The following is a 24,296-nucleotide window of genomic DNA, read 5'->3' as shown; positions in this document are numbered from 1 at the left end:
GGGGTTGCAGCGGTTGCTCCGCCTGTTTCGACGCCCGATACCACCGGAAAGTATATGTTTGATGAGTCGGCAGCCGCGATTCGACCCTCCTCGAGGCGGCAAATCCGGCTCGCGCGCGCTGTGAGTCCGCTCGCGCGCGCTTTCGTCTGACACGTGGGACCAAAACGCGTTCGAACGGGTCGACGCATTGGAGTACGTTCGCCCACGACTGGGCGTATGCGCGAACTGCTCGAGGCCGTCGCTGACGGCTCGCTCTCGCCGTCGGCGGCAGAAGCACAACTCAGAGGATACGTCACTGGCGAGGCCGGCCGGTTCGACGCGGCTCGAAAGCAGCGACGAGGCATTCCGGAGGCCATCCTCGCCGAGGGGAAGTCGGCCCCGCAGGTCGTCGCGCTCGCGGAGACCGCCCTCGAGACGACCGGGCGAGCGCTCGTGACTCGCGCCGCCGACCGCCAGGTCGAGGCGCTCGAGGCGAGTCTCGAGGAGACGTTCCCCGACGCGACCCTCGAGCGCCGAGGGTCGACGGTTCGGGTGCTGGCGGCCGACTACGAGCCGCCGTCGCTCGAGGCGACGGTCGGCATCGTGACGGCGGGGACCGTCGACGGCCCCGTCGCCGACGAGGCGGAAGTCGTCTGCGTCGACGCCGGAGCGACGATCGACCGGATCGACGACATCGGCGTCGCGGCCCTCGACCGGACGCTCGACCAGGTCGATCGGCTCCGCGAGGCGGACGTCCTGATCGTCGCCGCCGGCCGCGAAGGGGCGCTCCCGACGGTGATCGCCGGCCTCGTCGATACGCCGGTCATCGCCGTCCCCGTCTCGAGCGGCTACGGCCACGGCGGCGATGGCGAGGCCGCGCTCGCGGGGCTGCTCCAGTCGTGTACCGTCCTCTCGGTCGTCAACATCGACGCGGGCTTCGTCGCCGGCGCCCAGGCGACGCTGATCGCTCGCGCGATCGACCGCGCCCGCGACGACGATCGATCTAACTGATCCGAAAAAATATCTCTCGAGACCACAAGGCCAAACGGTGTTTGGAGAAGGATATTTACCTACGCACCGGGTAGCTTCGCGTACCGGCTTTGGCCGGTGTGACCAGTACCCAATGCCAACCTGTGACCATTGCGGCGCACACGTCTCCGAACGCTTCGCACGCGTCTTCGCTGACGAAAACGGCGAGATCCGCGCCTGTGTGAGCTGTTCGGCCAACGCCGGGATCGAACAAGCCGCCAGAGAACGCGCGCGCGGCGCCTGATCCCGCGGAGCATCGCGACTGAACCACGCGCCCCCTGTAGCGTGACGCTTTTTACGCCCCGTTTCGATCGATCGCTCATGACCGAGGCCGATCACGTCGTCTATGTCCTCGAGTGTGCCGACGGGTCGCTGTATACCGGCTATACGACGGACTTAGAGCGGCGGGTCGCCGAACACGACGCCGGCGAGGGCGCGAAGTACACACGCGGGCGCACGCCCGTGGAACTACGCTACCACGAGCGCTACGAGTCGCGATCGGCCGCCATGTCCCGGGAGTACGAGATCAAACAGCTGTCCCGTTCAGAGAAGGAACGGCTCGTCAGCCTCGAGTGAGGGTCTCGAGTCCACTCTCCTCGAGTTCGGGCATGCTCTCGTCGCCTCTCGAGCGGAGGTGACGGAAACCGGACGCACTCGTGTTAGTATTCTCTCGTTGGACGTCCCGAAAAATAGATACTATCGGCATCCCGTTATGGGAACGAAATGGAACTCGAGATCGTCGACGACCTCAGACAGCCGGCGTACACCGGCGAGAATCGGTGCGAGCCGTGTACGATACTGAACCTGGCTATCGCCGCCGCGGTCGGATCGCTGATCGCGCGCAAATCAAGGCTCGGCGGCGCGCTCGCGGTCGGAGTCTCGATCGCGCTCATCTACCTCCGGGGGTATCTCGTCCCCGGAACGCCGACGCTGACCAAGCGGTACCTCCCGCCGGAAGTGCTCCGCTGGTTCGGCAAGGAACCCGAACCGGAGCTCGCCAGCGGGCTCGGCGCCGACGCTGCGGGAAACGCGTCCGGTGCTGAGACCACTGACGCTACTGACGACGAGCAGCTCTCTGAGACGGCTGACGTCTCCGCTGAATCGAGCGCCGAAGCGGGAACGACCGACTCTGTCGATCCCGACGACGACCAGCCCGTTGCCGACCTCGAGACGTACTTCCTCGAGCATGAGGTCTTGGAGCCCTGCGCCGAGGAGGACGACCTCTGTCTCACCGACGCGTTCGAGTCCGCCTGGCTCGAGGCGATCGAGGCCGGCGAGGAGTCGAGCCTCGAGGTCGCGGACGTCGTCGACGCGTTCGGGTTCGACGCCGACGCCGATGCGTTCGAACTCGACGCCCGCGACGACGTCCACGTCCTCCGGTCCGAGCGGGGCATGGCCGGCCGCTGGCCGTCGCGGGCCGCGCTGCTCGCCGACGTCGGCGCCAGCCGCGCGCTGGCGGAGTGGACCGACGACTGGGAGGCTCACGATCCCGAACTGAAGGGCCAGATCCTCAACGGGCTCCGGATGTTCCTCGAGACGTGTCCGACCGGCGGCGAGATCAGCATGAGCGAGGAGACGGTCGAGTCCTGCTGTACCTCACACGAGGTCTTCGCCGTGACTTGCGACGAGACCGGCGAGCGGCTGTTCGAACAGCGACTCGACGCCGTCGACGTCTGAGCGCGGCGTTGCGTCGGGTCGACGGTCAGCGTTCGTCGTCGGTCGTCAGTCGTCGCCCGCTGCGGACTGTGCCGACGTGACGCTGGGGTCGATGAAGGCGTACTCGACGAGGTTCCGACCGAGTTTTTCCACTCGATCCTGCAGGCCCGGATCGCGGAACCGACGGCCGTCGATGGCCTCGGGATCGGCCTCGAACTTCCCCGAGGCGTCGCGGAGGCCGACCTGGTGGGGAAGGACCCAGCCGTGGACGCCACGAACGGTGATTCGAAGATGGTCCAGCGTCGAGCCGTAGCTGCCGCCGCCGGCGGTCGCCAGCAGACCGACCGTCGTCTCCTCGTACTCATCGAATCCGCAGTAGTCGTGGAAGTTCTTTAGCGCCCCCGAGTAGGAGCCGTGGTAGACCGGCGTTCCAAGGGCGACGGCGTCGGCCTCGCGAACGAGTCGCGTCGCGGCCGCGGCGTCGCCCTGGTCCTCGAGGTCGCGGTCGGGATCGTAGACGGGGAGATCGGACTCCCGGAGGTCGAGCAGCGTCGTCTCGGCGCCGGCGTCGGCGGCGGCCCGTAATACGTACTGCAGCGCCGTTCGGGTGTAGCTCTCGTCGCGGAGACTGCCGCTGACGGCGACGACGGAGGGCGTCTGACTCATACCGGCCCTACGACCGGCTGGCGGAAAACACCAGTGCCGGAACCCACCAGTCGTCGCAAGTCGGTCCGACTGCGCCGGGAACGGCCACCCGCCCCCGATCGCGTGCCGCGGAATGGCGTCGCTTTTTTCGCTGCCGACGTAGACGCACGCATATGGAGTCGATCAGCTTCGGCACCGACGGCTGGCGGGCGACGCTCGACGAGTTCACGACGCCGCGGGTCCGGATGGTCGGACAGGCGGTCGCAACGTATCTGACCGACGAGGGACTCGAGGGAACGGTCGCGGTCGGCTACGACGCCCGCGAGACCTCCCGTGGATTTGCCGAAGAACTGGCGCGCGTGCTGTGCGTGAACGGGTTCGACGTCGTGATGCCCGATCGCGACCGGCCGACGCCGCTGATCGCCCACGCGATCGTCGAGCGCGACCTGATCGGCGGGTTCGCCATCACCGCCTCGCACAACCCGCCGGAGTACAACGGCGTGAAGTTCATTCCCAAAGACGGCGCGCCGGCGCTTCCCGAGGTGACCGACGCCATCGCGGATCGACTCGCCGAACCCGATCCGCTCCCGGAAGACGAGCACGGCACCGTCGAGGAGGTCGATCTGGTTACCCCCCACGCCGACGCCGCTCTCGAGTTAGTCGAGGAGATCACGGGCAGCACCGACCTCTCGGGGCTGACCGTCGCCTACGACGCCATGCACGGCAGCGGCCGCGGGACGACCGACGCCCTCCTCGAGCGGGCCGGCGCCTCGCTCGAGTGCCTGCGTTGTGAGCGCGACCCCGAGTTCGGCGGCGGCGCGCCCGAACCGGCTCCGGAGAACCTGGAGACGCTGATCGACCTGGTCACCGACGACGACGCCGGTCCCGACCTCGGGGTCGCCAACGACGGGGACGCCGATCGGATCGCCATCGTCACCCCCGAACGGGGGTATCTCGACGAGAACCTCTTCTTCGCCGCGCTATACGACTACCTGCTCGAGAACGACGCGGGGTCGGTCATCCGGACCGTCTCCACGACGTTCCTGATCGACCGCGTCGCCGAGGCCCACGGCGAATCGGTCCACGAGGTCCCGGTCGGCTTCAAGTGGGTCGCCGAGGCGATGGGCGAACACGACGCTCTCGTCGGCGGCGAGGAGTCCGGCGGGTTCACCGTTCGCGGTCACGTCCGCGAGAAGGACGGCGTCCTGATGGCACTGCTGGCGGCCGCGATGCACGCCGAGGAGCCGTTAGACGAGCGGGTCGATCGACTCCTCTCCGAACACGGCACCGTCGTCCAGGACAAGATCAGCGTCGCCTGTCCCGACGAGGAGAAGACCCGCGTGCTCGAGGACCTCGAGGCGGAGATCCCCGAGGACGTGGCGGGAACCGCCGTCGACGGCGTCAACACCGCCGACGGCTTCAAACTCCAGCTCGCCGACGGCTCGTGGCTGCTGATCCGCCCCAGCGGGACCGAGCCCGTCCTGCGGGTCTACGCCGAAGCCGAGGACGAGCAGCGGGTGAGTGAGTTGCTCGAGGCCGGCGAGAAACTGGTCGAGCCGCTGGTATAAGAAGACGTCTACCGCGTTCGCTATTCGCCGCGTACTGAATCATTTCGTCGACGGCGGTAGCCGTCAGATCTTCGGTCACACGAGTAACCGCACGACCGATATCGAGATCCCGTATGGAGACGACGGCCCACGGAGAGGGGCGGCGTATTGCCGACGCCAGTGAAACGGTCGAGCCGGTTCTCCGGCGTCTCTACCGACGATCCGCTCCCGGGTTGCGCTCTCCGGGCCCTTCTTTACCCGCGTCGGTCCGTTCTGTACGCCTATGAGCCAACGCGATCACGAGGACGCCACGTACATGGAACTCACGCCCGACGCGTGGCACCAGAGCGACGAGGGCAACTACTACATCGACTGTCCGGAGTGTGGCTCCGCGGCGTCGCTGATGAACGTCGTCAAACACGGCCGCTGTAACGGCTACATGGACCAACAGGAGGACGAGACCGAACGCGACGAGGAGGCCGTCGACTGCACGGCGAAACTCCACCTCGAGCTTGGCTACCGGTCTGCTCCCGACGAGACGCTGAGCGAGGAGGCGCCCGGTGAGTCCGCCAGCGACGCCGAGACTGAGGAGGGTGTTCCGTCGTCGGAGGAGCCGGCGGGCTCGGACGGCGTGGTAAGCAGCGACCAGCAGTAAGAGAGTCGAACGGCTCGATCGGTCCGCGCTCCGTTTCTCCCGTTCGCAACGTCGCTCAGTCGACTCGCTCCGCCGGGATGCCGACGACCGTCGCACCGGGTTCGACGTCGTCCGTGACGACCGAGCCAGCGCCGACGGCGGCGTCCTCGCCGACCGTGATATCGCCCAGTAGCGTCGCGTTCGCACCGATCTGAGCGCCCTCTTCGACGGTCGGGTGGCGCTTGACCGGCTCGTTCGTGTCACCGCCGAGCGTGACGCCGTGGTACAGGTGGACGTCGTCGCCGATGTCGGCCGTCTCGCCGATCACGACGCCCATGCCGTGGTCGATCGTCACCCGCTTTCCGACCGTCGCGCCCGGATGGATCTCGACGCCGGTCAGCAGGCGGACGACGTTGGACAACAGCCGCGCGGTCAACTGGAAGCCGGCGGTCCAGAGCCGGTGGAGCAGCAGGTGCGCCCAGACGGCGTGGAGACCCGGATAACACAGCAGGACCTCGAGTCGGCCCGTCGCCGCGGGGTCGCGGGCGGCCATCGCCTGGACGTCCTCACGAATCCGTCGGAACATCGCTCACCCGGTTGCCCGCGGCCGGCGCGCTCGAAACCCGACGCTGTCGGCGCGATTTCCCGCGAGAATGTAGCCGACAGCAACACCGGCCACTGTCGCGACGAGGATACTCCCTGTCGGTACGCCCGGTGTGGCCGGTGGCTACCATATTCGGGCATACCGCCGAGGGCGCCTAAAAGGGTTCGTTTCGGCGCGGTCTGGCGCGACCCGAGGCCGTCACTTCCCGCGCGCGAGTCGTCGGCCGATCCGTTCGGGGAGTCCAGCGTCCGTGACCGCGTTCTGGACGGCCTCGATATCGTACTCGAGGCGGTGGGTCTCGACGGTCAGCGCGTCGAGGTCGACGACGGCGTAGCCCGCTCGCGGGTCACCGTCGCGGGGCTGGCCGACGCTGCCCGGGTTGACGACGATCCCCTCAGCGAACTTCTCGACGCCCTGAACGTGGGTGTGGCCGAGCACGAGGACGTCTTCGTCGCCGAGCAGCCGCGGCGAGAACTCGTCCGGGTACGTATAGCGGGTGTACCGGTCCGGATCGTCCGGGTGGCCGTGGACGAGTTTCACCCGTCCGTCGCACTCGAGGCGCTCGGCGGGCAGGGACTCGAGCCACGCCAGTTGGTCGTCGTCGAGTCGGTTTCTCGCGTGTTCGACGCCCGCCCGCGCCATCCCGTTGAAGCGAAACGGCGCGTCGCCGGCGACCGCGGCGTCGTGGTTCCCCATCACCGTCGGCACGTCCCGCTCGCGGAGTTCGTCGACGCACTCTGCCGGCCACGGGTTGTAGCCGACCACGTCGCCGGCACACAGGAGTTCGTCGACTGCGGGCATGTCCTCGAGGACGGCCTCGAGGGCGACCCGGTTGCTGTGGACGTCCGAGATGAGTCCGACCTTCATGCTCGAAGGTAACTGGTGCGAGGGGTTTGTAGGTTTGCCGAGCGCTCCGCGGGTGCAAGACGATCCTCATTCCAGCAGGCGGGGTAATTTCGTGCGGTGGCGCACGCTGGCGCCCGTCCGAGTGATCTCGAGGACGGGCGCCGACACCGTGCGAGGGATGAGCGAACGACCGTCAGGAGTGAGCGAATCGGTTGGGGAGGGAGCGGCTATTCCTCGCCGCCACGATAGCAGAACGCCACCGATCGACGCCGCTACTTTCAGCTTCGATAATCAGTTCGCGTAGTGCCTCCACAACACCGGTTCCAAACGACCCGGTTTCTGTGGTCCACCTTCGTGGGTCTCGAGGAACTAATTAGTCGCCGTTCTCGATCGCCGTCTCGAAGCCGTCGTCGGTGCGGACGACGCCGGCCGCACAGACGGCGTGTTCGAACTCGAGGTCGTACGCTTCGCTCGCGGCCGCGTCGGCGCTCTCGGCCTCGAAGTCGATCGGCTCGGGGGCGTTCTTCTCGTAGGTCGCGACCAGCGTCGGCTCGTCGACGGTCTCGACGAGCAGCGCGTCCTTCCGGACCGTTCCGATCAGCGCCTCGCCGTCCGCCCCGATCGTCGCCGCGATGCGGGGCGTGTCGTAGTCGTCTTTCTCGTAGTCCAGCGCCAGCAGGCTCTCCGCGAGGGCGTCGCGAGCGGGGTAGCCCAACTCGAGTTTCTCTGCGATCGGATCGACGTGCGAGCCGTTGCCGAAGGCAACCGTCTCGACGGTCGGCGTCTCGACGACGCGCAGGCAGTTGTACGAGACGTAGGGGTTGTCCGTCTCCGGGGCGTCCTCGGTGGGACCCACGGTCAGAGCCTCGTCTCGAGCGGTGAGCTCGCGGTTCGGGAACGATCTCGAGGAGACGCGGTAGGCGCCTCCTTCGGGGCCGACGACGACGAATCGTCCGACGTACATACTCGAGCGTGCGCGCGACCGGGAAAAAGGGGTGTCGGTTCTAATTCGTGGCAGAGTCGCGCCGGTATCGTCCGAGAGTTTATCCGATATCGGGCGGCCAACCGCGGTGTGACTACGGAGGCAGAGTGCCTCGAGGCGCTACGCGAAGCCGCCCAGCGACTCGGGGAGTCGCCGACGAAGGCCCAGCCCAGTACGAGGAGTTGGGATTGACGCCGGCGTCCGCGACGATCATTCGGACGTGTGGCGGCTGGAACGACGCGAAGGAGAAGGCGGGGCTCGAGACGTCGCACTCGAGGGGGTCTCGAGTCGGTCCGAAGCCGGACGACATCGAACTTCCCGAGGGAACGTCGTGGGATGAACTCTCTGTGGACCAGCGGTGGCACTATCGAAACACCGACTGGAATACGGAACGGTCCCTCGACCGACAAGCGAGACACCGGGCGTGGGTGTACGACTATAAGCAAGAGCAGGGTTGTAACCGCTGTGACAAGGGCGATCCCAGGTGCTTGGACTTCCACCATCTAAACGAAGATGAAAAGGAGATGGCTGTCGGGAAGATGATATCCTGTGGGTATTCGAAGGATAGAATTGAGAATGAGATCGAGAAGTGTCTCGTTCTCTGTGCTAATTGTCATCGGAAGGAGCACTACGACTCGCACTACACCGATCATCTGAGTTCGTAACACTCTAATACGGGTGCCGACTATCGTATGATACGCCGTTGGAAGCGGACACCAACGGAGACATATCAGTCCATTGGGGTAGTGGCCAATCCTGAAGCCTTCTGGGGGCTTCGACCCTGGTTCGAATCCAGGATGGACTACTCCTTCCGTTTTTTCGACTCGAGTACCTCCCCAGTCACTGCTGGCGATTTCCACCCGAAACGAAGGGGTCCGTGAGCGCCGTTCGGCCACCAGAAGCCCTATCTCTCCCTCCCCACTAGAAGTCGACTATGAATCGACGTACGTTCCTCGCCGTTAGTGGGGCGACGACGGTCGGCCTGGTTGCGGGCTGTCTCGGTGACGGTGGCAACGATGCGACGGCGGCCAATGAATTCGACTACGAACTGTACTCGACGCCCAGCGGCGTTGACGTTCCGCTCGTCCCGGTCGAGGACGCCTACGAGTGGTACAAAAACGACGAGGCACGGTTCGCCGACGCGCGCGGTCGGGCCCAGTACGACGAAGCCCGGATCAAAGGTGCCATTTTCTCGCCGGCGGAAGACGCGGGCAGCGTTGACGACGACCCGGTCAAGGAGTGGTCGAAAGACACCCGGATCGTCACCTACTGCCAGTGTCCACACCACCTATCGTCCCAGCGGGCCGCGTCCCTGATCGACGCGGGGTACGAACACGCGTACGCGATCGACGAGGGGCTCCGCGGGTGGATCAACGGCGGCTATCCGCTCGAGGGGTCGGCCGTCGACGCCGAATGGCAAAAGTACGAAATCAACGGGACGACCGATTCCGAGTACGCCGGCGAGATGGTCTCCCTCAAGCAACTCGAGGAGGATCGCAGCGAGATCGCGCCGATCCAGGATGACGGCTCGTACACGATTCAGTTATACTATTCGGGGTCGACGGACGCGAAGTTCAGAGTCGAGACCCCCGATTACACGGTCGAGGGAACCCTCAAGGAACTGACGAACGGCACTGTCTCCGGATAAGTTACGATTCCGGCCGTTCGTACGCCCCCTCACGCTCGAGTTCCCCGCGCTTGCGAAGCACGTCCGGCGTCCGACAGATGCCGGGCGCGCCAGTCACCTGCGGAACGGTACAGTTGTTACAGCTCTCACAGAGGACGCGCGTCCGTTCGCCCTCTTCGCCGTCGGTCTCGCTCTCGAGCAGCCGCGCCCCCAGCCGTGGCTCGGCGTAGAAGGGCCGGGCCATGCCGACCATGTCGCAGGCCGGCGGCTCGTCCTCACCGAACGACTCACTGCTCGAGTCCCCCAACAGTCGATCCATCTCCGCTCGCTCGCGAATACCGCCCTCTGCCAGCACGGGGATCGACACCTGCTCGCGAACGCGCCGACAGAAGTCCGCGTTCCATGCGGGTTCGAAGTCGTACTGCAGCGACTGGACCCGGTTCGCGACCGAGACGAGTCGCTTTCGCGTCGCGCCGCCGAACGCCGCGTCGTACTCCGCCTGCAGTCCCTCGTTGGTCCACGCCCGCTCCGGATACTCTCCGCGGACGATGCTCATGTCCCAGACGACCGACGTCTGCACCGGGACGACCGCGTCGTAGCCGATCCGCTCGAGTCGGCGGGCGATTTCGACGCCGTCCTCGAGCGACAGCTTCCGGCGAACGACGGGTGCGGGCGGCGCGGGCGTCTCCGCCGGTACTTTGGTCATCAGGGGCACGTCCCCGGCCCGGTCGCGGATCTCGTCGTGGACGACCGCGAGGAACTCGAGTCGCGCCTCCGGAGAGCCGCCGAACTCGTCGTCGCGCCGGTTGTAGAACGGCGAGAGGAACTGTTGGACGATCCCCATGTTGGCTCCCGCGAGGTGGATGCCGTCGTAGCCGGCGTCGACCGCGGACGCCGCCGCCCGCCCGAAATCGACCGCGAGGTCGTACACCTCGTCGGTCGAGAGGACGTGCGGATCGTACGAGAGAAAGCCGAGTCGGTCGAGCAGCCGCAACTGCCACGGTGGCCGCGAGACGGCGAGCTGCTCGAGGCCGGGATGCTCGCGACGGTACTCGGCGTGCCAGGTCTCCATGCTCCGCAGGCCGCCGTGCTCGAGTTGCACGAAGATTCGACCCCCGTGGTCGTGGATCCGGTCGGTCAACCGCTCGAGTCGCGAGACGAAGTCGGGATCGTGGACGCGGGTCATCCCCGGCGCGGCACAGCCGCCGTCGCCGCGGACGATCGTCGCTCCCTGACAGATGAGGCCGACACCCGACTCGGCGGCCGGCTCGAGGTCGTCGATCAGCGCGTCGACGGCGTCGGGACCGTTGCCGGCACACTCGAGCAGCGGCGCGCGATAGAGCCGGTTGGGAATCGTGACGCCGCCGATCTCGATGGGATCCTCGAGGGTGGCCATGGAGGTGATATCAGGCGATTCCACAAGAGGGTAGCGACGCCGACGGTTCGACTCTCGAGGGACCGGCAGACGGCGGCTCGGTTTCGGCGTGACTGGTTCGAAATACTGACGGTGCGAACGCCTATTTCGTGGTAGGTGTTAACACAGAATGGTGGTGGTGATGGCCGCCGAGAACGAGCAAATCACGGAGCCGCCCACCTGTTCGGGCTGTGAAATCGAGATGGAGTTCAGGGGCGCCGGGACCATGAGGACCGTTCCGGTCGTCGGCCAGGAGATCGAGTTCCGGCAGTACAGTTGTCCCGAGTGCGGACGGGGCGCTCGACTCGAACGGCGCGAGCACGAGGAGGAGTGGTCGCGACCCATCCTCTGAACGGACGCGAGGAGCCGAACCGTCCGAACGACTGTCGGTCCGGGGTATCGATCGTCGAACACGCTCCGCGGCGCTATTTTTATCGACGAACGCGATGATCGGATCGCCGTCGGACGGACGGTTCGACGGTGTCCGTTCGGTGGACGCCGCCGGGAGGCTCCGTTCCGAGAGGTGTCCGCGACGACCGAGCGGCTCACGGCGGCTGGATCACCGCTCGACCTTCGATCTCGTTGTGCTCGAGTCGTTCGGCGACCGTGTTGATTTCGTCGAGATCGTGGCGTTCGGTTCGCAGTTCGACGTCGCCGCGGTCGACGAGGGCGACGAGTTCCTGGAGTTCGGCGTACTTGCCGACCAGCGTCCCACGGAACGAGAACTCGCCGTCGACCAGTGCCTGGCTGGGTTCGTGGATGTGGCCGCCGTAGCCGACGATGTGGTGGTCGCCGCCGGCGGCGACGACGTCGGCCGCGAGTCCGGTCGTCTCGTCGCTCCCGACGAAGTCGATCACCTGCTGGGCCCCCTCGTCGTCGGTCAGCTCCCCGATCGCGTCCGCGAGGTCCTCCTCGGCGGAGTTGACGGTGTGGCGAGCGCCCAGGTCCTCGGCCAGCTCGAGGGCCTCGTCCTTGATGTCGGCGGCGACGATGTCGGCGGCGCTCATCGCCTCGAGACACTGGAGGCCGATGTGGCCGAGGCCGCCGACGCCGACGACGACGCAGGTGTCGCCGGGGTTCAGTTCGTCGACGGCCTTCTTGACTGCGTGGTAGGCCGTGATCCCCGCGTCGGCGTGCGGGGCGATCTCGGTCGGATCGACGCCGTCGGGCAGCGGGATCACCGCGCGCTCGTTGGTCTGCAGGTACTCGGCGAAGCCGCCGTCGGTGGTGAGCCCGTTGAACGCGCTGTTCTCGCAGTACATGTCCTCACCGAGCCGACAGGGCCGACAGATGCCACACGTCTGGACGGGGTGACAGATCACCGGATCGCCCTCCTCGACCAGCGTCACCTCCTCGCCGGTCTCGGTGACGAAACCGGCGTTCTCGTGACCAAGCGTCATCGGTAGGTCCTGTGGTGCGTAGTCGGCCCACATCCCCTCGATGATGTGGTTGTCCGTCTGGCACCAGCCCGCGCCCTCGACTTCGACCAGTATCTGGTCGGATCGCTCGAGGTCGGGTCGGTCGATCTCCTCGACCCGCAGCGCCTCGCTCATCTCGTCGGTGTACTCGTGGAGTCTGGCTGCTTGCATGGAACAGCGTCACAGTTCACCGGCATCAGTGATAACATTCCCCACGCGTATCGTTCTGCGTGAGTATTCGGGAATTGATATTTACTTCGAAGAGAGATTATTCAGCCGATGAATACTGGTGTGAGAGCGTAATTCGATCGTGTCTGAAAAAGAGTAATGTGGTGTGATAACGACGTGCACTGTGCCATGTACCAGCACAACGGGGAGGAGATCTTCGTCATCGACGGGCACGTCCACCTGTGGGACGCCACGGAGGAGAACATCAAACACGACGGTGGGGAGGAGTTCATCCAGTGTTTCTACGACTATCACACGACGTTCACCCCGGAAGACCGGCAGTGGAGCATTGACGAGTATCGAAAGTACGGCGCCGACCGAATGGTCGAGGATCTGTTCGGCAACGCCGCCGCGGACATGGCGATCTTCCAGCCGACGTACCTCACCGACTTCTACGAGGACGGCTTCAACACGACCGAACAGAACGCCGAACTCGCGACCGAACACCCCGAACGGTTCGTGCTCAACGGCACCTTCGATCCTCGCGACGGTGAGGAGGGCCTCGAGTACCTCGAGGAACTCCACGAGAAGTACGATATTCCCGGCGTCAAGCTCTACACCGCCGAGTGGCGCGGCGAATCGAAGGGATGGCGACTCGACGACGAGGAGGCCTTCCGATTCCTCGAGAAGTGTCAGGAACTCGGAATCGAGAACATCCACGCACACAAGGGGCCGACCATCCGGCCGCTGAACCGCGACGCGTTCGACGTGGCCGACATCGACGACGCGGCCTCGTCGTTCCCAGAACTCAACTTCGTCGTCGAGCACGTCGGCTTGCCCCGACTCGACGACTTCTGCTGGATCGCCGCTCAGGAGAACAACGTCTACGGGGGGCTCGCGGTCGCTGCGCCGTTCGCCCAGAACCGGCCGGGCAAGTTCTCCGAGATCATGTCCGAACTCCTCTGGTGGCTCGGTGAGGACCGCGTGCTGTTCGGCTCGGATTACGCGCTGTGGAACCCCGACTGGCTCGTCGAGGAGGTCATCGAAGCCGAACTCACCCAGGAACACCGCGCCGAGTACGGCGTCGAGTGGGATACGGAGACCAAGAAGAAGGTGATGGGCGAAAACATCGCCGACCTCTACGACATCGACATCGAGACGAAGCGCCGGGAGTTCCGAGACGACGAGATCAGTCAGGAGTTCGGTCTCGGGGACCACTACGCCAGCGAGGAACCCGCGGCGGCCGACGACTGATGACCGGGACCGAATCCGACGGTTCGACGTCCGCGCCCTCGCGGACGGCCGTCCGCGACCGACTGGACCGCGTCACCGATCCGGAACTGGATCGCTCGATCGTCGAACTCGAGTACGTCGATCGGATCGAGATCGACGGCGATCGCGTCGGCGTCGACCTCACGCTCCCGACGGCGTGGTGCTCGCCGGCGTTCGCGTGGATGATGACCGTCGACGCCCGCGACGAGATCGAGTCCCTGCCGACGGTCGACGATGCGCGGATCACGCTTCACGAACACATGCACGAAGCGGAGATCAACCGCAGCGTCAACGAAGGGCTGTCGTTCGCCGAGGCGTTCCCGAACGCCGACGGCGACGTCGCGGCGGTCCGCGCGGAACTCGACGAGAAGGCCCGGGTGGCCCGCCAGTACGACGCGGTCGAGACGCTGCTCGAGGCCGGTCTCGACGGGGAGGCGATCGTCGGTCTCAGGCTCCGGGACCTCGATGGGCTCGAGTCGACGGAAGACGGAAACGAGAGGTCCGTCGGCGAGAGCGAGGACGCGGACGAGACCGTCGCCGTCTACGTCCGCGAGCGCGCGTTCGCCGTTGCCGTTCCATCCGCCCCAATCGAGCGCTACCTCGAGAAAGCCCGCGAGACCGATCTCGTCTCGGCGCCGGACGACCGCCTGTTCCGGACGCCGGAGGGCGAGCCGATCGATCCCGACTCGTTCGACCTCGTCCATCAGCGGGGCAGACTCGCGCAGGTCAACATGTCGAGTCAGGGCGGGATCTGCGACGGGCTTCGCGAGGCCAGAGAGGGCCGTCTCGAGGAACCGGCCGACGACTGACGGCTGACGCGCGGCTCGCGGGTGATTCCCGCCTGCGACGCGCGCTTATTTCTCGACCTCGAGCAAGGCCACCCGCTCCCGAACCAGCGCCGACAGCGAGGCGTCGGTCGCTGCCCGTTCGGCGTCGGTGATCTCGAAGAACGAGTGGAGCGTCTCCTCGTCGGGCTCCTCCAGGGTCGGTTCGGTCGCGACGACGGCCGCGAGATCGGCGACGGCCTCGAGGGCGGTCGCTTCGTCGGCGTTACCGTCGCCGCGAACCCCTTCGTTTCCGGTGGAATCCTTGTCAACGAGGACCACGGCCTCGGTCTCGCTCTCGTCGACGCCCATCTCGAGGGCGCGGTCGATCTGGCGGCGGCCGGCGGCGTAGAGCAGGATCTCGACGGCCCGATCACGGGCGACGTTCTCGCCGCGGGAGATCGCGCGGTCGGCGAGTTCGACGGCCCGCTCGAGGTGGGCACGGTCGGCGACGTAGCGGGCGTCGAAGGCCTGTACCGTCACGCCGTGTCGGTCGCCGATCGCACCAAGGTCGGCGACGAATTCGTCGAGGTCGTCGATCGCGAGGGTACACTCGAGTAGCTCCATCAGAAATCACCCAAACTGGACTGGCTATCGTCGGATTCGGCCGCATCCGCCCGACCCGTTTCGTCCGTTTCGCTGCCTCCGCTCGAGCCGTTCGTCGCCGCTCCGACGGCTGGCCCCCCGTCGGCCGGTTCGACGCCGTCCATCGACGGATCTTCGCGACCGGCGTTCTCGAGGATGTTCTCGGCCGTCTTTTCGCCCTTGAGGACGCTCAGCACGATGCCTTTGTCGGCGCTCCGGAGGTCCGCAGGCTCCTCGATACCCGCATCGTAGAGCCGGCGAGCGCGCTTGCGACCCACTCCGCCGACGCTGACGAGTTCGAGCAGTTCCTCGCCGACGCCGTGTTCGACGCGGGCGCGGGCCTCGCGAACTGCGACGGTCCACTCGCTATCGATTTCCGCGGCCAGCGACTCGGCGGCGCCGAGCAGCCACTCGGCGGTGTCGACCTTCCCGCGGAGATCGCCGGGGCCGATCTTGTACCGGTCCGTGATCGTCTCCTCGTCCGTTTCGTCGGCCCAGTCCTCGAGCAGCTTACCCGTCTTCAGCGCGGCCAGCCAGTCCTCGAAACGGTCCTCCTCGTACTCGCTTGGGGCGTCGCCGAGCAGTTCGGTCTCGCGTTCGTAGAAGAGTTCGCCGAACTTCTCGTCCTCGCCCGAACGCAGGTAGAGTTCGTACATGTCCGGCGTCCGCGAGACCAGCTGGTAGAGGCCGAGCGCGGTCGGGCGCTCGTCGGCCCGCTCTAAGCCGTGGACGATCTCGGCGGCGCTCATCGGATCGAGGTAGAGCCGCGAGACGGTGTGGCCGAGGCTGGTCGCCTCGAGGGTCTCCTCGCGCTTCGCTGCTTGCTGTTCGGCGAGGTCGGCGGCGGAGGTGAACGGGCCATCGTCTTCGCCGCTGTCTTCGGCCTCGTCGTCTCGGCTCCGTTCTATGAAATCGTTCCGCTCGAGGTAGTCCAGCACGTCGTCGGTCACCGACTCGAGCCGGCCCGCCTCGCTCGACTGGCTCGCATAGAGGGTGGCCTCAAGGAACTCGAGCAGTCCACCGCGCGTGCGGGCGAAGCCGGAGGCGATGGTCGCGAGCACGTGGGTCCGGAGGGCGGGTTCGGCCGCCAGCTTCGAGCGCACCGGCTCGGGGTCGGCCCAGATGTACCGGTCGAACAGCTCCTCGCTCTCGTCGTGGCTCTTCGCGAGCAGGACGGCCTCGCCGTAGGGGTCGAGGCCCGGTCGACCCGCGCGGCCCATCATCTGGTGGACCTCGAGGACGTCCAGCGGGGCCATCCCGCCCGCGCTGGGGTCGAAGCGCCGCCAGTCGCGGACGATGACCCGTCGGGCGGGCGTGTTCACGCCGGCGGCGAGCGTCGGCGTCGCCGAGATCACCTTCAGCAGGCGGTCGCGGAAGGCGTCCTCGACGAGCGAGCGCTGGGTGCTCGAGAGCCCGGCGTGGTGGAAGGCCGCGCCGCGCTCGACGCAGTCGGCCAGGTCCGCGCTGGTCTCGGTGTCGCTGTCGTCTCGAATGTCGTCGGCGAGTTCGGCCAGTTCGGCGCGTTCGTCCTCAGTGATCTCGCGACTCGAGACCTGTCCGAGTCGCTTGGCGGCGCCCTCCGCGTTGCGCCGGGAGTTGACGAAGACCAGCGAAGAGCCCCCCTCCCGGAGGATGTCGCGGACGAGCGCGGCCTCCTGTTTCTCCGATCCCTCGACGGGGACCTCGCGGGTCGAGCCGTCGTCGAAGTTCAGGGCGTTACCGTAGTGAACGCCCATCTGGAGGTCGATCGGCCGCCAGTCGGTATCCACGAGGGAGGCGTCGAGCCAGTCGGCGATTTCGTCGGCGTTGCCGACGGTCGCCGAGAGCGCGACGACCTGCATCCCCGGGTTCAACCGGCGGAGTTTCGCGAGGGTGACCTCGAGCGTCGGCCCGCGGTTGCGGTCGTCGATGAGGTGGACCTCGTCGCTGACGACGCAGGTCAGCTCGGAGAGCCAGTCGGCGCCGTTGCGCACCAGCGAGTCGACCTTCTCGCTGGTGGCGACGATGATGTCCTTCGTCGCCAGCCAGTCGTCGGTGCTCTCGTAGTTCCCGGTCGTGACCCCCGTCGTCACGCCGAACTCCTCGTAGGCCTCGAACTCCTCCTTTTTCTCGCTGGCGAGCGCTCGCAGGGGGACGATGTAGAGCGCCTTTCCGCCGCGCTGGACCGCCGACAGCATCGACAGCGCGGCGATCATCGTCTTCCCGCTGGCGGTCGGGACGGCCGCGACGAGGTTCTCCCCGTCGGTCGCGCCGGCCTCGACGGCGTCGGCCTGGGGCGGGTAGAGTTCCTCGATTCCCTCCCCCCGGAAGTGGTCGGTCGCGCCGGGCGGGAGCCCCGTCAGCTCCTCGAGATTCATTGTCCGTCCTTGGCGCGTCCCGCGGTTTAAAGTATCGTCTCAGCACCGCTGCTCGCGAGCGGAGTTTCTCAGGGAGCCGGCGCCACACCGTCGTCCGATTTCTATCCGCTACCCCAACCGTTTAGGACGGCGTGAAGGTCCTCGACGTATGGCCGAACAGCTAACGGACGTCCAGCAGGCGATTGCGACGTCGTCGACGCCGGCCGCGAAGTTCCGGCGGCTGTCGCGAAGGCGACAGCGGGAGGTGTTCTTCCTCCTCCCGGAGACGGTCCGGCAGTCGCTCGTCGAGGACATGGACCCCGACCAGTTGCGGGAGTTCGTCCGGCGGCTCGACCCCGACGAAGTCACTGACATCGTCGCACTGGCGGACGAAGACACCCGGTCCGCGGTGCTCCGTCGACTCGACGAGGACCGCCGGGAGCGCGTCGAGTACCTCCTCGGATTCAGTTCCGAGAGCGCCGCCGGCCTGATGCACCTCGACTACGTCACCGTCGACGTCGATCGCGGTCTCGGGGAAATCTCGAGCCGCGTCCAGCGCCACGAGGCCCGGACCGGCCGGATTCCGACTATCTTCGTCACCGACGACGGGGAGTTCGTGGGCGAACTTCCCGGACAGGTGCTGGCGATGGCCGACGACGGACCGGTGGAGCTCAGCGAGCACGTTCTCGAGACGCCCGCGGTCGCGTACGACACGCCCGACGAGGACGTCATCGACGTGTTCCGCCAGCACCCCGAGAGCTCGGTTGCCGTGCTCGACGACGACGGTTCCGTGATGGGCGTCATCTACGCCGAGGACCTCCTCCGCGTCGTCGAGGAGGAGGCGACCGAGACGCTCTACGAGTTCACGGGCGTCCAGGAGGAAGAGAGCATCCTCGACGGCCCGTTCTCGAAGGTGCGGTACCGGTACAAGTGGCTGATCATCAACCTCGGGACGGCGTTCCTGGCGGCCGGCGCCGTCGGCTTCTTCGAGGACACGATCGCGGCGTTCACGCTCCTGGCGGTCTATATGCCAGTCGTCGCCGGGATGGGCGGGAACGCCGGCACGCAGTCGATGGCCGTCACCGTCCGCGGGATCGCTCTCGACCAGATCTCGCTGTCGACCGGCGGTCGGGCCGTCGTCAACGAGATCATCGCCGGCGCCGCGAACGGCCTCATTACCGGTGTTCTCGTCGCGATCATCGCGTCGGTGTTCAATCAGAGTCCCCTCCTAGGGCTCGTGCTGGGCGTGTCGATGGTGTTGAACCTCGTCATCGCCGGCTTCTTCGGGACGATCATCCCGCTGATTCTCGACAAGATCGGCAAGGACCCGGCGACGTCGGCGACGATCTTTATCACGACGATGACCGACGTCCTCGGCTTCTTCATTTTCCTCGGGCTGGCGCAAGCGGTCCTCTGAGGGAGGTCCCACCACCGTTTCGACGGCATCACTTTTCGTACGATCAGCCGACTCGAGTAGCCGGCGAGCGACTCGAGCGTGTCGATCGACTCGGGGACGGTAACCGAGTGTCGACCGTCGAGTCGCCCGCCCTCCCGCGATCGGTCGGCGACACTACCGGCGATAGATCGATGGCCGTGGCGACCGAACGCACTCGTATGATCGACCCCGACCGCGTCCTCGTCCCCACGCTCGGCCGCCCGCGGGAGGACGAGGCGCTGACCTACGCCCTCGAGACGTTCCCCGACGCCGAGGTCGTCCTCCTGGCGGTCGTGACGCCGCTCGGCGCGCCGCTCAGCGAGGGCGGCGTCCTCGAGCGAAGCGAGGAGCGAACCGCCCAGGCGCGAGCGAGCGCGATCGATCTGCTCGAGTCGGTCGTGGAACCGACCGCGACGGCGCGGGTTCGGGTCGAGACCGCCGACGGGCGGCCCGGAAACGTCATCCCACAGTACGCGAGCGAGGCCAGCGTCGATCACGTCGTCATGTACGGCCACGGAACCGAGACGAGCGGCTTCGTCCGGCGGTTTCTCGGTCGCGGAATCGCTGCGACCGTCGTCGAACGCACCGCGCATCCGGTGACGGTTCTCGACTGAGATACTGGTTTTCGATCGGTCACCCGCCGACGACGGCTGCCAGCAGGCGATAGAGTCCGTAGCCGACCACGGTCGAACTCCCCAGCGTCAGTAGCCAGAAGGTGATCGTGACGCCGATCTTGCGCCGCGAGACGCCCGCCGAGCCGCCGGCCAGCCCGCCGCCGATGACTCCCGAGAGGACGATGTTGTTCAGCGAGATCGGAATCCCGAGCGCGATCGCCAGCTGCGCGACGATAAAGCCCGGCACGAGCGCGGCGATCGAGCGCCGGACGCCGAGTTGGGCGTACTCTCGCGAGGTCGCCTGCAGCAGGCGCGGCGCGGCCATCCAGGCGCCCGCGAGGATGCCGGTCGCGCCGATCCCCAGCAGGGTGATTCCCGGCAGGCCGAGTTCGACCCGAAAGAGATTCTCGAGCGGCCCGGTCGCGAGGCCGACCTGCGAGCCCCCCGAGGAGAAGGCGACGATACCGCCCAGGACGAGCAGGAACGATCGAATCCCGTCCTCGACGGAGACGCGAACGCGCTCGCGGACCCAGTAGAAGGCAAGCGCGCCGCAGGCGATCGTCACGAGGGCAGTGCCGAGGTCGAACTCGCCGATGAGCGCTGGTCCGCCGCCGAACTGCCGGGCGACGAATCCGGCGAGGGTGCCTTGGTCGGCCGCCGGATCCGGAATGATTCCGAGCCGGATGTTGGCCACGATGGCGCCGACGATGCCGGCCAGCAGCGGCACGCCGACCGTCTCGGGGACGTCGTCGCGTCGGAGGACCGTCGCCGTCGCGTACGCCAGTCCGCCGGACATGACCGGCACCAGCGCCCAGAAGATCCCGAGTCGGCGGTAGGTCGCCATCGCCGGGTCGCCGCCCAGCGAGAGTCCGACGCCGACCATCGCGCCCGTCGTCGCGAACGCCGCGGGGATCGGATACCGCGTGTAGATGCCGATCGCCATGAACGTCGCCGCCGTCAGCAGGCCGGCAGTGGCGGCAAGCGGCGTGATCGCGACGCCGTCGATGAGATCCGCGCCGACCGTCTCGGAGATGCTCCCGCCCTGCATGAGCGCCCCCGCGGCCGCGAGCAGCCCGATCACGAACGCGGCCTGCATCGTCGAGATCGCGTTCGCGCCGATCGCGGGCGCGAAGGGCGGCGAGTTGCTGTTCGCCCCGAGCACCCACGACATGAACAGACAGGTGATGATCGCGGTCCCGACGAGTACCGCAGACGACAGTGCGACCATTACGTCTCGTACCCCGTCGTTCCACGACCCGCCCGAAAAGCGTTGGCTCGAGCGTCAGTCCCCAAGCGAGTAATTCTCACTGCGTCCGCTTAATCACGTGTTCTGAGTGGACCCCTTACCCAGCACCGCACGGTAGTGGGCCATCCCGTCGGGCCGGAGCACATCGCGGACGTGCCACGGCGTGTCGGCTGCCACCTCGCGGAGCCGAGCGGGCGAGCACAGCAGGAACTGTAGCGTCCGTCCCACCTCGCGGTATCGCTCGCCGTCGTCCCCTTCACCCTCGAACTCGAGGTGAAAACACCGGTGGGCGATTCCCTCGCGGGGATCCGATCGGTATCCGAAGAACCCGTCGTCCAGCCGGGTCGGATCGTAGTTGTCGACGACGGCCGTCGCCTTGTCGGCCGTGACGCGGGCGAACTCCCGGAGCAACTTGCTGATTCCGGCCAGCGAGCCGCCCAGTCCCAACTGCGTGCCGACGACGTGGACGGCCCCGAACGCGCCCGTCGGTACCGGTAAATCGAACATGTCGCCGACGAGCACGTCCTCGAGGCCCCGCTCCGCGGCTTCGCCGCTTTGCCTCGAGGTCCCGCAGCCCTCGCATCGCTCCCGGGCCGTCAGCACCGCGTTCGGACTCGCGTCGACGCCGACGGCCCGTACACCGCGGTTGGCCCACCACAGGAGGTGGCTCCCCGCGCCACAGCCCACGTCGAGGATCGGCTCGCAGTCGGACAGGCGCTCGAGGCACTCGATCGTTGCCCGGTCCCAGGACTCGCTGGGCGAGAAGTAGAACGACTCGACGTTGCCGTCCTGGGTGGCGGCGCCGTCGCGATAGACGAGCGTTCCCGGTTCGCCGCGGTGGTGGGCGAGCATCGCCCGTCCGAGTGGGTCGGCCGCCGCCTGTATCCCGTCCCGATCCATCGGTCGCGATTTCGACGGTCGGGTCCGATCTCGACTCATGCTCGAGTCGACGCCTCGGCCGATAATAATACTCTAGTGACATGTGTTCTATGCACACGCGGAACACGAATCCCGACCGCTACCGATTTACGACGATCGATCCAACTCTCACGCATGAAGGTCGAATTCGACGAGGAGGTCTGTATCGGGATGTACCAATGTGTCGCCGAGTGGGACGCCTTCGAGAAGGACACGTCGAAGGGGAAGGCGATCCTGAACGACTCGGAAGAGGTCGAGGACGGCGTCTTCGCCCGCGAGGTTCCCGAGGGCTCGGAGCTGGACGCGAAGTTCGCCGCCCGGACCTGTCCCGTCGACGCGATCAGAATCTACGACGACGACGGCGAGCAGTTGATCCCCTGATTTTCCTCGGTTTCGCCTCGCCTTCGTCGAACCATTACCGAGCCACGGCGGCCTCGACCAGCGCGGCCTCCGCCGTCCGGAGAAGCGTCGACGCCGCGCTCTCTGAACAGTCCAGTTTAGCGGCGACCTCGGCCAGCGACCCCGTTCGCGGGACGTCGAAGTAGCCCAGTTCCCGAGCGGTCTCGAGCGCCTCGAACTGGCGGGCGGTGAGCCGCCCCGCGAGCGTCTCCGCGCGACGCTGGTGTTCGCTCACGCGCCGGACCTCGACGCCGACGCCGTCGGGAATGCGCTCGAGCAGCGTCGGCATCGCTTCGGGATCGCCGAGAACGGTGATGTGGACGTTCTCCCGGCCCGTGTACACCATCGGTGGGACGATCACGAGGCCGGGAAGATCGAACGCCTCGAGGAGCGTCACGTCGGAGCTCCGGAGGTCCATCTCCACGTAGCCGTAGAACGTATCGGTGTCGACCGGCGTGAGGTCGTATCGGTACATGTGCTCGAGGTCGTCGGCCAGATCGCCGAGCACGTCTGGGTCGCCGACGATCAGCGACAGGAAGCGAATCCGCTGGGCCTCGCGGTCGATCTCCCAGGAGAGCACCTCCTCGCGCCTGACCGCCTCGAGCGTCGCCTCGGGGGCCGGCGACTGCATCGCGGGCGGGAGCCGAAGGGTGAGGTCGGCCGATTGCACAGCGGACCTTCGACGGCCCCATATAAAGAGATTCAGTGCTTCGAATGAGCGACGATGTCCCGTCGGCGTGAACCGAGAGCTATGAGCGACGCACGACCGTCGACGTCCTCGCTTCCGGGCCCTCGGGGCCTCCCGTTCGTCGGAAACACGATCTCGTTCGCCCGCGAACCGCTCGCGTTCCTCGAAGCGATCCGCGAGTACGGCGACCTCGCCCGGTACGAGGCGTTCGGTCGCGAGTTCGTCGTCGTTTCCCGCCCCGATCTCGTCGAGGCGGTGCTGGTCTCCCGGAGCGACGAGTTCTGGCGGGGATCGTTCGAACACGAGTTGGGCGAGGGAGTCGGTATCGAAGGCGTGTTCTTTTCCGAAGGCGAGCAGTGGCGACGGCAGCGACTGCTCTTACAGAACGCGTTCACGCCGGTGCGGATCGAATCGTACGCCGAGGTCATGGTCGACGAGACCGTCCGAGAAGTCGCCAGCTGGCCTGAGGGAGGAGTCATCGATGTGAACGAGCGGCTGTCGGCGCTGACTCTCGGCGCGCTCACGCGGTCGCTGTTCGCCCTCCCGCTCGAGGGCGACCGCGCCGACCGCGTGCGACGCTGGGTCGACGCCATGGGCGCGTACCTCGAAGCCGACTTCTTCGGGCCGGGTGCCGTGTTGCCATCGTGGTTCCCGCGGCGAACCGAACGCGAGTACGAGCGCGCCACAGCCGACGTCGAAGCGCTCGTCGGGGACCTCCTGACGGAGCGTCGGGAATCGGACGCCGAGGGTGACGACCTCCTCTCGCTGCTCGCGACGGCCGAGTACCCCGACGGGACCCGTCCCTCGGCCGACGAGATCTCCGATCAGCTGTTGACGTTCCTGCTCGCGGGCCACGAGACGACCGCGACCGCGCTCACCTACGCCTGCTGGTTCCTCGCGGCCGACGACGAAATTCGGGAACGGCTCGAGCGGGAGGTCGAGGCCGTCTGCGGCGACCGCGACCCGACGTTCGCCGATCTCCCGGAACTGACCGTCGCCGAGGCCGTCGGCCGTGAAGCGTTGCGACTCTATCCGCCGCTGCCGTTCCTCCATCGAGAGCCCCGCGAGCCGACGTCCCTCGACGGCGTCCGCGTCGCGCCTGGAACGACGATCCAGCTGAACATGTACGGGATCCACCGTGACGAGCGCTGGTGGGCGGCTCCCGATTCGTTCCGTCCGGAGCGCTGGCTCGACGACGCCGATCGACCCGAGTACGCCTCCTTCCCCTTCGGCGGGGGACCGCGACACTGCATCGGCATGCGATTCGCGATGACGGAGCTCAAACTGTCGCTGGCGACGATCGCGCGTCGGGTCCGATTCGACCGCGTCTCGACGTCGCTCGATCCGTCGATCGAGGTCTCGCTCGATCCCGGGACCGTCGAAATGCGGGTTCGCCGACCGTAGCTGCGGACGCTACGCGTCTCTTTATC

Annotated in this window: 26 protein-coding genes and 1 tRNA gene; 16 read left to right on the top strand and 11 right to left on the bottom strand. The window is 66.9% G+C overall.

The genetic code is table 11. The features are described from left to right. The first annotated feature begins 216 nt into the window (after positions 1–216). The 4 genes from larB (at position 217) to HTUR_RS18490 (ending at position 2,685) form a co-directional block, all read left to right on the top strand. On the top strand, positions 217–990 hold the full coding sequence (gene larB, locus HTUR_RS18500; RefSeq protein WP_012944861.1) for a nickel pincer cofactor biosynthesis protein LarB: 774 nt from the start codon (positions 217–219) through the stop codon (positions 988–990). A 112-nt stretch (positions 991–1,102) separates the two neighbouring features. Beyond that, entirely contained in the window at positions 1,103–1,252 is a 150-nt protein-coding gene (locus HTUR_RS27550; protein ID WP_008893295.1) for a DUF7563 family protein, read from the top strand. A 77-nt stretch (positions 1,253–1,329) separates the two neighbouring features. Next, complete coding sequence (locus HTUR_RS18495) at positions 1,330–1,584, top strand: GIY-YIG nuclease family protein (RefSeq protein ID WP_012944860.1); 255 nt, start codon at positions 1,330–1,332, stop codon at positions 1,582–1,584. Positions 1,585–1,731: 147 nt separating this feature from the next. Further along, positions 1,732–2,685 (top strand): hypothetical protein, encoded by a 954-nt coding sequence (locus HTUR_RS18490; protein ID WP_012944859.1) that lies wholly within the window; start codon positions 1,732–1,734, stop codon positions 2,683–2,685. Between the two features lie 45 nt (positions 2,686–2,730). Here HTUR_RS18490 and HTUR_RS18485 read toward each other — a convergent pair whose 3' ends face one another. Next, positions 2,731–3,330, bottom strand: a complete 600-nt coding sequence (locus tag HTUR_RS18485; RefSeq protein ID WP_012944858.1) for an NADPH-dependent FMN reductase — start codon at positions 3,328–3,330, stop codon at positions 2,731–2,733. A 152-nt stretch (positions 3,331–3,482) separates the two neighbouring features. Here HTUR_RS18485 and HTUR_RS18480 point away from each other — a divergent pair, with 152 nt between their 5' ends. Both HTUR_RS18480 and HTUR_RS18475 read left to right on the top strand, forming a co-directional pair. Next, entirely contained in the window at positions 3,483–4,877 is a 1,395-nt protein-coding gene (locus HTUR_RS18480; RefSeq protein WP_012944857.1) for a phosphoglucomutase/phosphomannomutase family protein, read from the top strand. A 262-nt stretch (positions 4,878–5,139) separates the two neighbouring features. Then, a complete protein-coding gene (locus tag HTUR_RS18475; RefSeq protein ID WP_012944856.1) occupies positions 5,140–5,511 on the top strand; it encodes a hypothetical protein in 372 nt (123 codons plus the stop codon). 55 nt (positions 5,512–5,566) lie between these two features. Here the strand turns inward: HTUR_RS18475 and cysE are convergent, their stop codons facing one another. The 3 genes from cysE to HTUR_RS18460 form a co-directional block, all read right to left on the bottom strand. Next, on the bottom strand, positions 5,567–6,076 hold the full coding sequence (gene cysE, locus HTUR_RS18470; protein WP_012944855.1) for a serine O-acetyltransferase: 510 nt from the start codon (positions 6,074–6,076) through the stop codon (positions 5,567–5,569). A gap of 216 nt (positions 6,077–6,292) precedes the next feature. Next, the gene (locus tag HTUR_RS18465; RefSeq protein ID WP_012944854.1) at positions 6,293–6,961 is read right to left on the bottom strand and encodes a metallophosphoesterase family protein; all 669 of its coding nucleotides are present in this window, start codon (positions 6,959–6,961) and stop codon (positions 6,293–6,295) included. Between the two features lie 352 nt (positions 6,962–7,313). Continuing rightward, the gene (locus HTUR_RS18460) at positions 7,314–7,904 is read right to left on the bottom strand and encodes an IMP cyclohydrolase (RefSeq protein ID WP_012944853.1); all 591 of its coding nucleotides are present in this window, start codon (positions 7,902–7,904) and stop codon (positions 7,314–7,316) included. Positions 7,905–8,110: 206 nt separating this feature from the next. Here HTUR_RS18460 and HTUR_RS18455 point away from each other — a divergent pair, with 206 nt between their 5' ends. From HTUR_RS18455 to HTUR_RS18445, 3 genes are all read left to right on the top strand, one after another. Next, positions 8,111–8,587, top strand: coding sequence for an HNH endonuclease (locus HTUR_RS18455; protein WP_226377462.1), 477 nt, complete (start codon positions 8,111–8,113; stop codon positions 8,585–8,587). 67 nt (positions 8,588–8,654) lie between these two features. Beyond that, positions 8,655–8,727: transfer RNA gene (locus HTUR_RS18450), tRNA-Gln, on the top strand. Positions 8,728–8,856: 129 nt separating this feature from the next. Next, positions 8,857–9,570, top strand: coding sequence for a rhodanese-like domain-containing protein (locus HTUR_RS18445; RefSeq protein WP_012944851.1), 714 nt, complete (start codon positions 8,857–8,859; stop codon positions 9,568–9,570). Between the two features lies 1 nt (position 9,571). Here the strand turns inward: HTUR_RS18445 and HTUR_RS18440 are convergent, their stop codons facing one another. Continuing rightward, a complete protein-coding gene (locus HTUR_RS18440) occupies positions 9,572–10,945 on the bottom strand; it encodes an oxidoreductase (RefSeq protein ID WP_012944850.1) in 1,374 nt (457 codons plus the stop codon). A 160-nt stretch (positions 10,946–11,105) separates the two neighbouring features. Between HTUR_RS18440 and HTUR_RS18435 the strand changes: the two genes are divergently transcribed. Next, positions 11,106–11,315 (top strand): hypothetical protein, encoded by a 210-nt coding sequence (locus tag HTUR_RS18435; RefSeq protein WP_049941805.1) that lies wholly within the window; start codon positions 11,106–11,108, stop codon positions 11,313–11,315. Between the two features lie 193 nt (positions 11,316–11,508). On the opposite strand, the gene HTUR_RS18430 is transcribed toward HTUR_RS18435, so the two are convergent. Then, positions 11,509–12,552 carry an NAD(P)-dependent alcohol dehydrogenase gene (locus HTUR_RS18430; protein ID WP_012944848.1) on the bottom strand — a complete coding sequence of 348 codons (1,044 nt, stop codon included), beginning with the start codon at positions 12,550–12,552 and terminating at the stop codon, positions 11,509–11,511. Between the two features lie 186 nt (positions 12,553–12,738). On the opposite strand from HTUR_RS18430, the gene HTUR_RS18425 reads away from it, so the two are divergent. Then, positions 12,739–13,803, top strand: coding sequence for an amidohydrolase family protein (locus HTUR_RS18425; protein ID WP_049941932.1), 1,065 nt, complete (start codon positions 12,739–12,741; stop codon positions 13,801–13,803). After that, on the top strand, positions 13,803–14,630 hold the full coding sequence (locus HTUR_RS18420) for an iron-sulfur cluster assembly protein (RefSeq protein ID WP_012944846.1): 828 nt from the start codon (positions 13,803–13,805) through the stop codon (positions 14,628–14,630). The genes HTUR_RS18425 and HTUR_RS18420 overlap by 1 nt, the downstream gene beginning before the upstream one ends. Before the next feature lie 45 nt (positions 14,631–14,675). On the opposite strand, the gene cgi121 is transcribed toward HTUR_RS18420, so the two are convergent. Next, entirely contained in the window at positions 14,676–15,212 is a 537-nt protein-coding gene (cgi121, locus tag HTUR_RS18415) for a KEOPS complex subunit Cgi121 (RefSeq protein WP_012944845.1), read from the bottom strand. Then, positions 15,212–17,587: an ATP-dependent DNA helicase gene (locus HTUR_RS18410; RefSeq protein ID WP_012944844.1), complete on the bottom strand. Its 2,376-nt coding sequence runs from the start codon at positions 17,585–17,587 to the stop codon at positions 15,212–15,214. Before HTUR_RS18410 ends, cgi121 begins: the two co-directional genes overlap by 1 nt. 148 nt (positions 17,588–17,735) lie before the next feature. Here HTUR_RS18410 and HTUR_RS18405 point away from each other — a divergent pair, with 148 nt between their 5' ends. Together HTUR_RS18405 and HTUR_RS18400 are read left to right on the top strand one after the other, a co-directional pair. Then, complete coding sequence (locus HTUR_RS18405) at positions 17,736–18,983, top strand: magnesium transporter (protein ID WP_012944843.1); 1,248 nt, start codon at positions 17,736–17,738, stop codon at positions 18,981–18,983. A gap of 197 nt (positions 18,984–19,180) precedes the next feature. Beyond that, positions 19,181–19,615: a universal stress protein gene (locus HTUR_RS18400; protein WP_148225355.1), complete on the top strand. Its 435-nt coding sequence runs from the start codon at positions 19,181–19,183 to the stop codon at positions 19,613–19,615. Positions 19,616–19,634: 19 nt separating this feature from the next. On the opposite strand, the gene HTUR_RS18395 is transcribed toward HTUR_RS18400, so the two are convergent. Both HTUR_RS18395 and HTUR_RS18390 read right to left on the bottom strand, forming a co-directional pair. Further along, positions 19,635–20,843 carry an inorganic phosphate transporter gene (locus HTUR_RS18395; protein ID WP_012944841.1) on the bottom strand — a complete coding sequence of 403 codons (1,209 nt, stop codon included), beginning with the start codon at positions 20,841–20,843 and terminating at the stop codon, positions 19,635–19,637. Between the two features lie 93 nt (positions 20,844–20,936). Next, entirely contained in the window at positions 20,937–21,800 is an 864-nt protein-coding gene (locus HTUR_RS18390) for a class I SAM-dependent methyltransferase (protein WP_081443478.1), read from the bottom strand. Positions 21,801–21,914: 114 nt separating this feature from the next. Between HTUR_RS18390 and HTUR_RS18385 the strand changes: the two genes are divergently transcribed. Next, positions 21,915–22,160 carry a ferredoxin gene (locus HTUR_RS18385; protein WP_012944839.1) on the top strand — a complete coding sequence of 82 codons (246 nt, stop codon included), beginning with the start codon at positions 21,915–21,917 and terminating at the stop codon, positions 22,158–22,160. Between the two features lie 34 nt (positions 22,161–22,194). Here the strand turns inward: HTUR_RS18385 and HTUR_RS18380 are convergent, their stop codons facing one another. Continuing rightward, positions 22,195–22,848: a helix-turn-helix domain-containing protein gene (locus tag HTUR_RS18380; protein WP_049941804.1), complete on the bottom strand. Its 654-nt coding sequence runs from the start codon at positions 22,846–22,848 to the stop codon at positions 22,195–22,197. Positions 22,849–22,929: 81 nt separating this feature from the next. On the opposite strand from HTUR_RS18380, the gene HTUR_RS18375 reads away from it, so the two are divergent. After that, positions 22,930–24,270, top strand: a complete 1,341-nt coding sequence (locus HTUR_RS18375; protein ID WP_012944837.1) for a cytochrome P450 — start codon at positions 22,930–22,932, stop codon at positions 24,268–24,270. Positions 24,271–24,296: the final 26 nt, after the last annotated feature.

It is taken from the genome of Haloterrigena turkmenica DSM 5511 (assembly GCF_000025325.1).
GTDB classification, from domain to species: domain Archaea; phylum Halobacteriota; class Halobacteria; order Halobacteriales; family Natrialbaceae; genus Haloterrigena; species Haloterrigena turkmenica.
This window is presented reverse-complemented; position numbering and strand designations above follow the sequence as displayed.

Excerpts from the sequence above, each read along its gene's own strand:
- HTUR_RS18495 (WP_012944860.1), top strand. The coding sequence starts at position 1,330 with ATGACCGAGGCCGATCACGTCGTCTATGTCCTCGAGTGTGCCGACGGG.
- HTUR_RS18395 (WP_012944841.1), bottom strand. The coding sequence starts at position 20,843 with ATGGTCGCACTGTCGTCTGCGGTACTCGTCGGGACCGCGATCATCACC.
- HTUR_RS18430 (WP_012944848.1), bottom strand. The coding sequence starts at position 12,552 with ATGCAAGCAGCCAGACTCCACGAGTACACCGACGAGATGAGCGAGGCG.
- HTUR_RS18480 (WP_012944857.1), top strand. The coding sequence starts at position 3,483 with ATGGAGTCGATCAGCTTCGGCACCGACGGCTGGCGGGCGACGCTCGAC.
- HTUR_RS18425 (WP_049941932.1), top strand. The coding sequence starts at position 12,739 with ATGTACCAGCACAACGGGGAGGAGATCTTCGTCATCGACGGGCACGTC.
- HTUR_RS18490 (WP_012944859.1), top strand. The coding sequence starts at position 1,732 with ATGGAACTCGAGATCGTCGACGACCTCAGACAGCCGGCGTACACCGGC.
- cysE (WP_012944855.1), bottom strand. The coding sequence starts at position 6,076 with ATGTTCCGACGGATTCGTGAGGACGTCCAGGCGATGGCCGCCCGCGAC.
- HTUR_RS27550 (WP_008893295.1), top strand. The coding sequence starts at position 1,103 with ATGCCAACCTGTGACCATTGCGGCGCACACGTCTCCGAACGCTTCGCA.
- HTUR_RS18435 (WP_049941805.1), top strand. The coding sequence starts at position 11,106 with ATGGCCGCCGAGAACGAGCAAATCACGGAGCCGCCCACCTGTTCGGGC.
- HTUR_RS18385 (WP_012944839.1), top strand. The coding sequence starts at position 21,915 with ATGAAGGTCGAATTCGACGAGGAGGTCTGTATCGGGATGTACCAATGT.
- HTUR_RS18485 (WP_012944858.1), bottom strand. The coding sequence starts at position 3,330 with ATGAGTCAGACGCCCTCCGTCGTCGCCGTCAGCGGCAGTCTCCGCGAC.
- HTUR_RS18410 (WP_012944844.1), bottom strand. The coding sequence starts at position 17,587 with ATGAATCTCGAGGAGCTGACGGGGCTCCCGCCCGGCGCGACCGACCAC.
- HTUR_RS18445 (WP_012944851.1), top strand. The coding sequence starts at position 8,857 with ATGAATCGACGTACGTTCCTCGCCGTTAGTGGGGCGACGACGGTCGGC.
- HTUR_RS18475 (WP_012944856.1), top strand. The coding sequence starts at position 5,140 with ATGAGCCAACGCGATCACGAGGACGCCACGTACATGGAACTCACGCCC.
- cgi121 (WP_012944845.1), bottom strand. The coding sequence starts at position 15,212 with ATGGAGCTACTCGAGTGTACCCTCGCGATCGACGACCTCGACGAATTC.
- HTUR_RS18400 (WP_148225355.1), top strand. The coding sequence starts at position 19,181 with ATGATCGACCCCGACCGCGTCCTCGTCCCCACGCTCGGCCGCCCGCGG.
- HTUR_RS18420 (WP_012944846.1), top strand. The coding sequence starts at position 13,803 with ATGACCGGGACCGAATCCGACGGTTCGACGTCCGCGCCCTCGCGGACG.
- HTUR_RS18405 (WP_012944843.1), top strand. The coding sequence starts at position 17,736 with ATGGCCGAACAGCTAACGGACGTCCAGCAGGCGATTGCGACGTCGTCG.
- larB (WP_012944861.1), top strand. The coding sequence starts at position 217 with ATGCGCGAACTGCTCGAGGCCGTCGCTGACGGCTCGCTCTCGCCGTCG.
- HTUR_RS18390 (WP_081443478.1), bottom strand. The coding sequence starts at position 21,800 with ATGAGTCGAGATCGGACCCGACCGTCGAAATCGCGACCGATGGATCGG.
- HTUR_RS18460 (WP_012944853.1), bottom strand. The coding sequence starts at position 7,904 with ATGTACGTCGGACGATTCGTCGTCGTCGGCCCCGAAGGAGGCGCCTAC.
- HTUR_RS18375 (WP_012944837.1), top strand. The coding sequence starts at position 22,930 with ATGAGCGACGCACGACCGTCGACGTCCTCGCTTCCGGGCCCTCGGGGC.
- HTUR_RS18440 (WP_012944850.1), bottom strand. The coding sequence starts at position 10,945 with ATGGCCACCCTCGAGGATCCCATCGAGATCGGCGGCGTCACGATTCCC.
- HTUR_RS18465 (WP_012944854.1), bottom strand. The coding sequence starts at position 6,961 with ATGAAGGTCGGACTCATCTCGGACGTCCACAGCAACCGGGTCGCCCTC.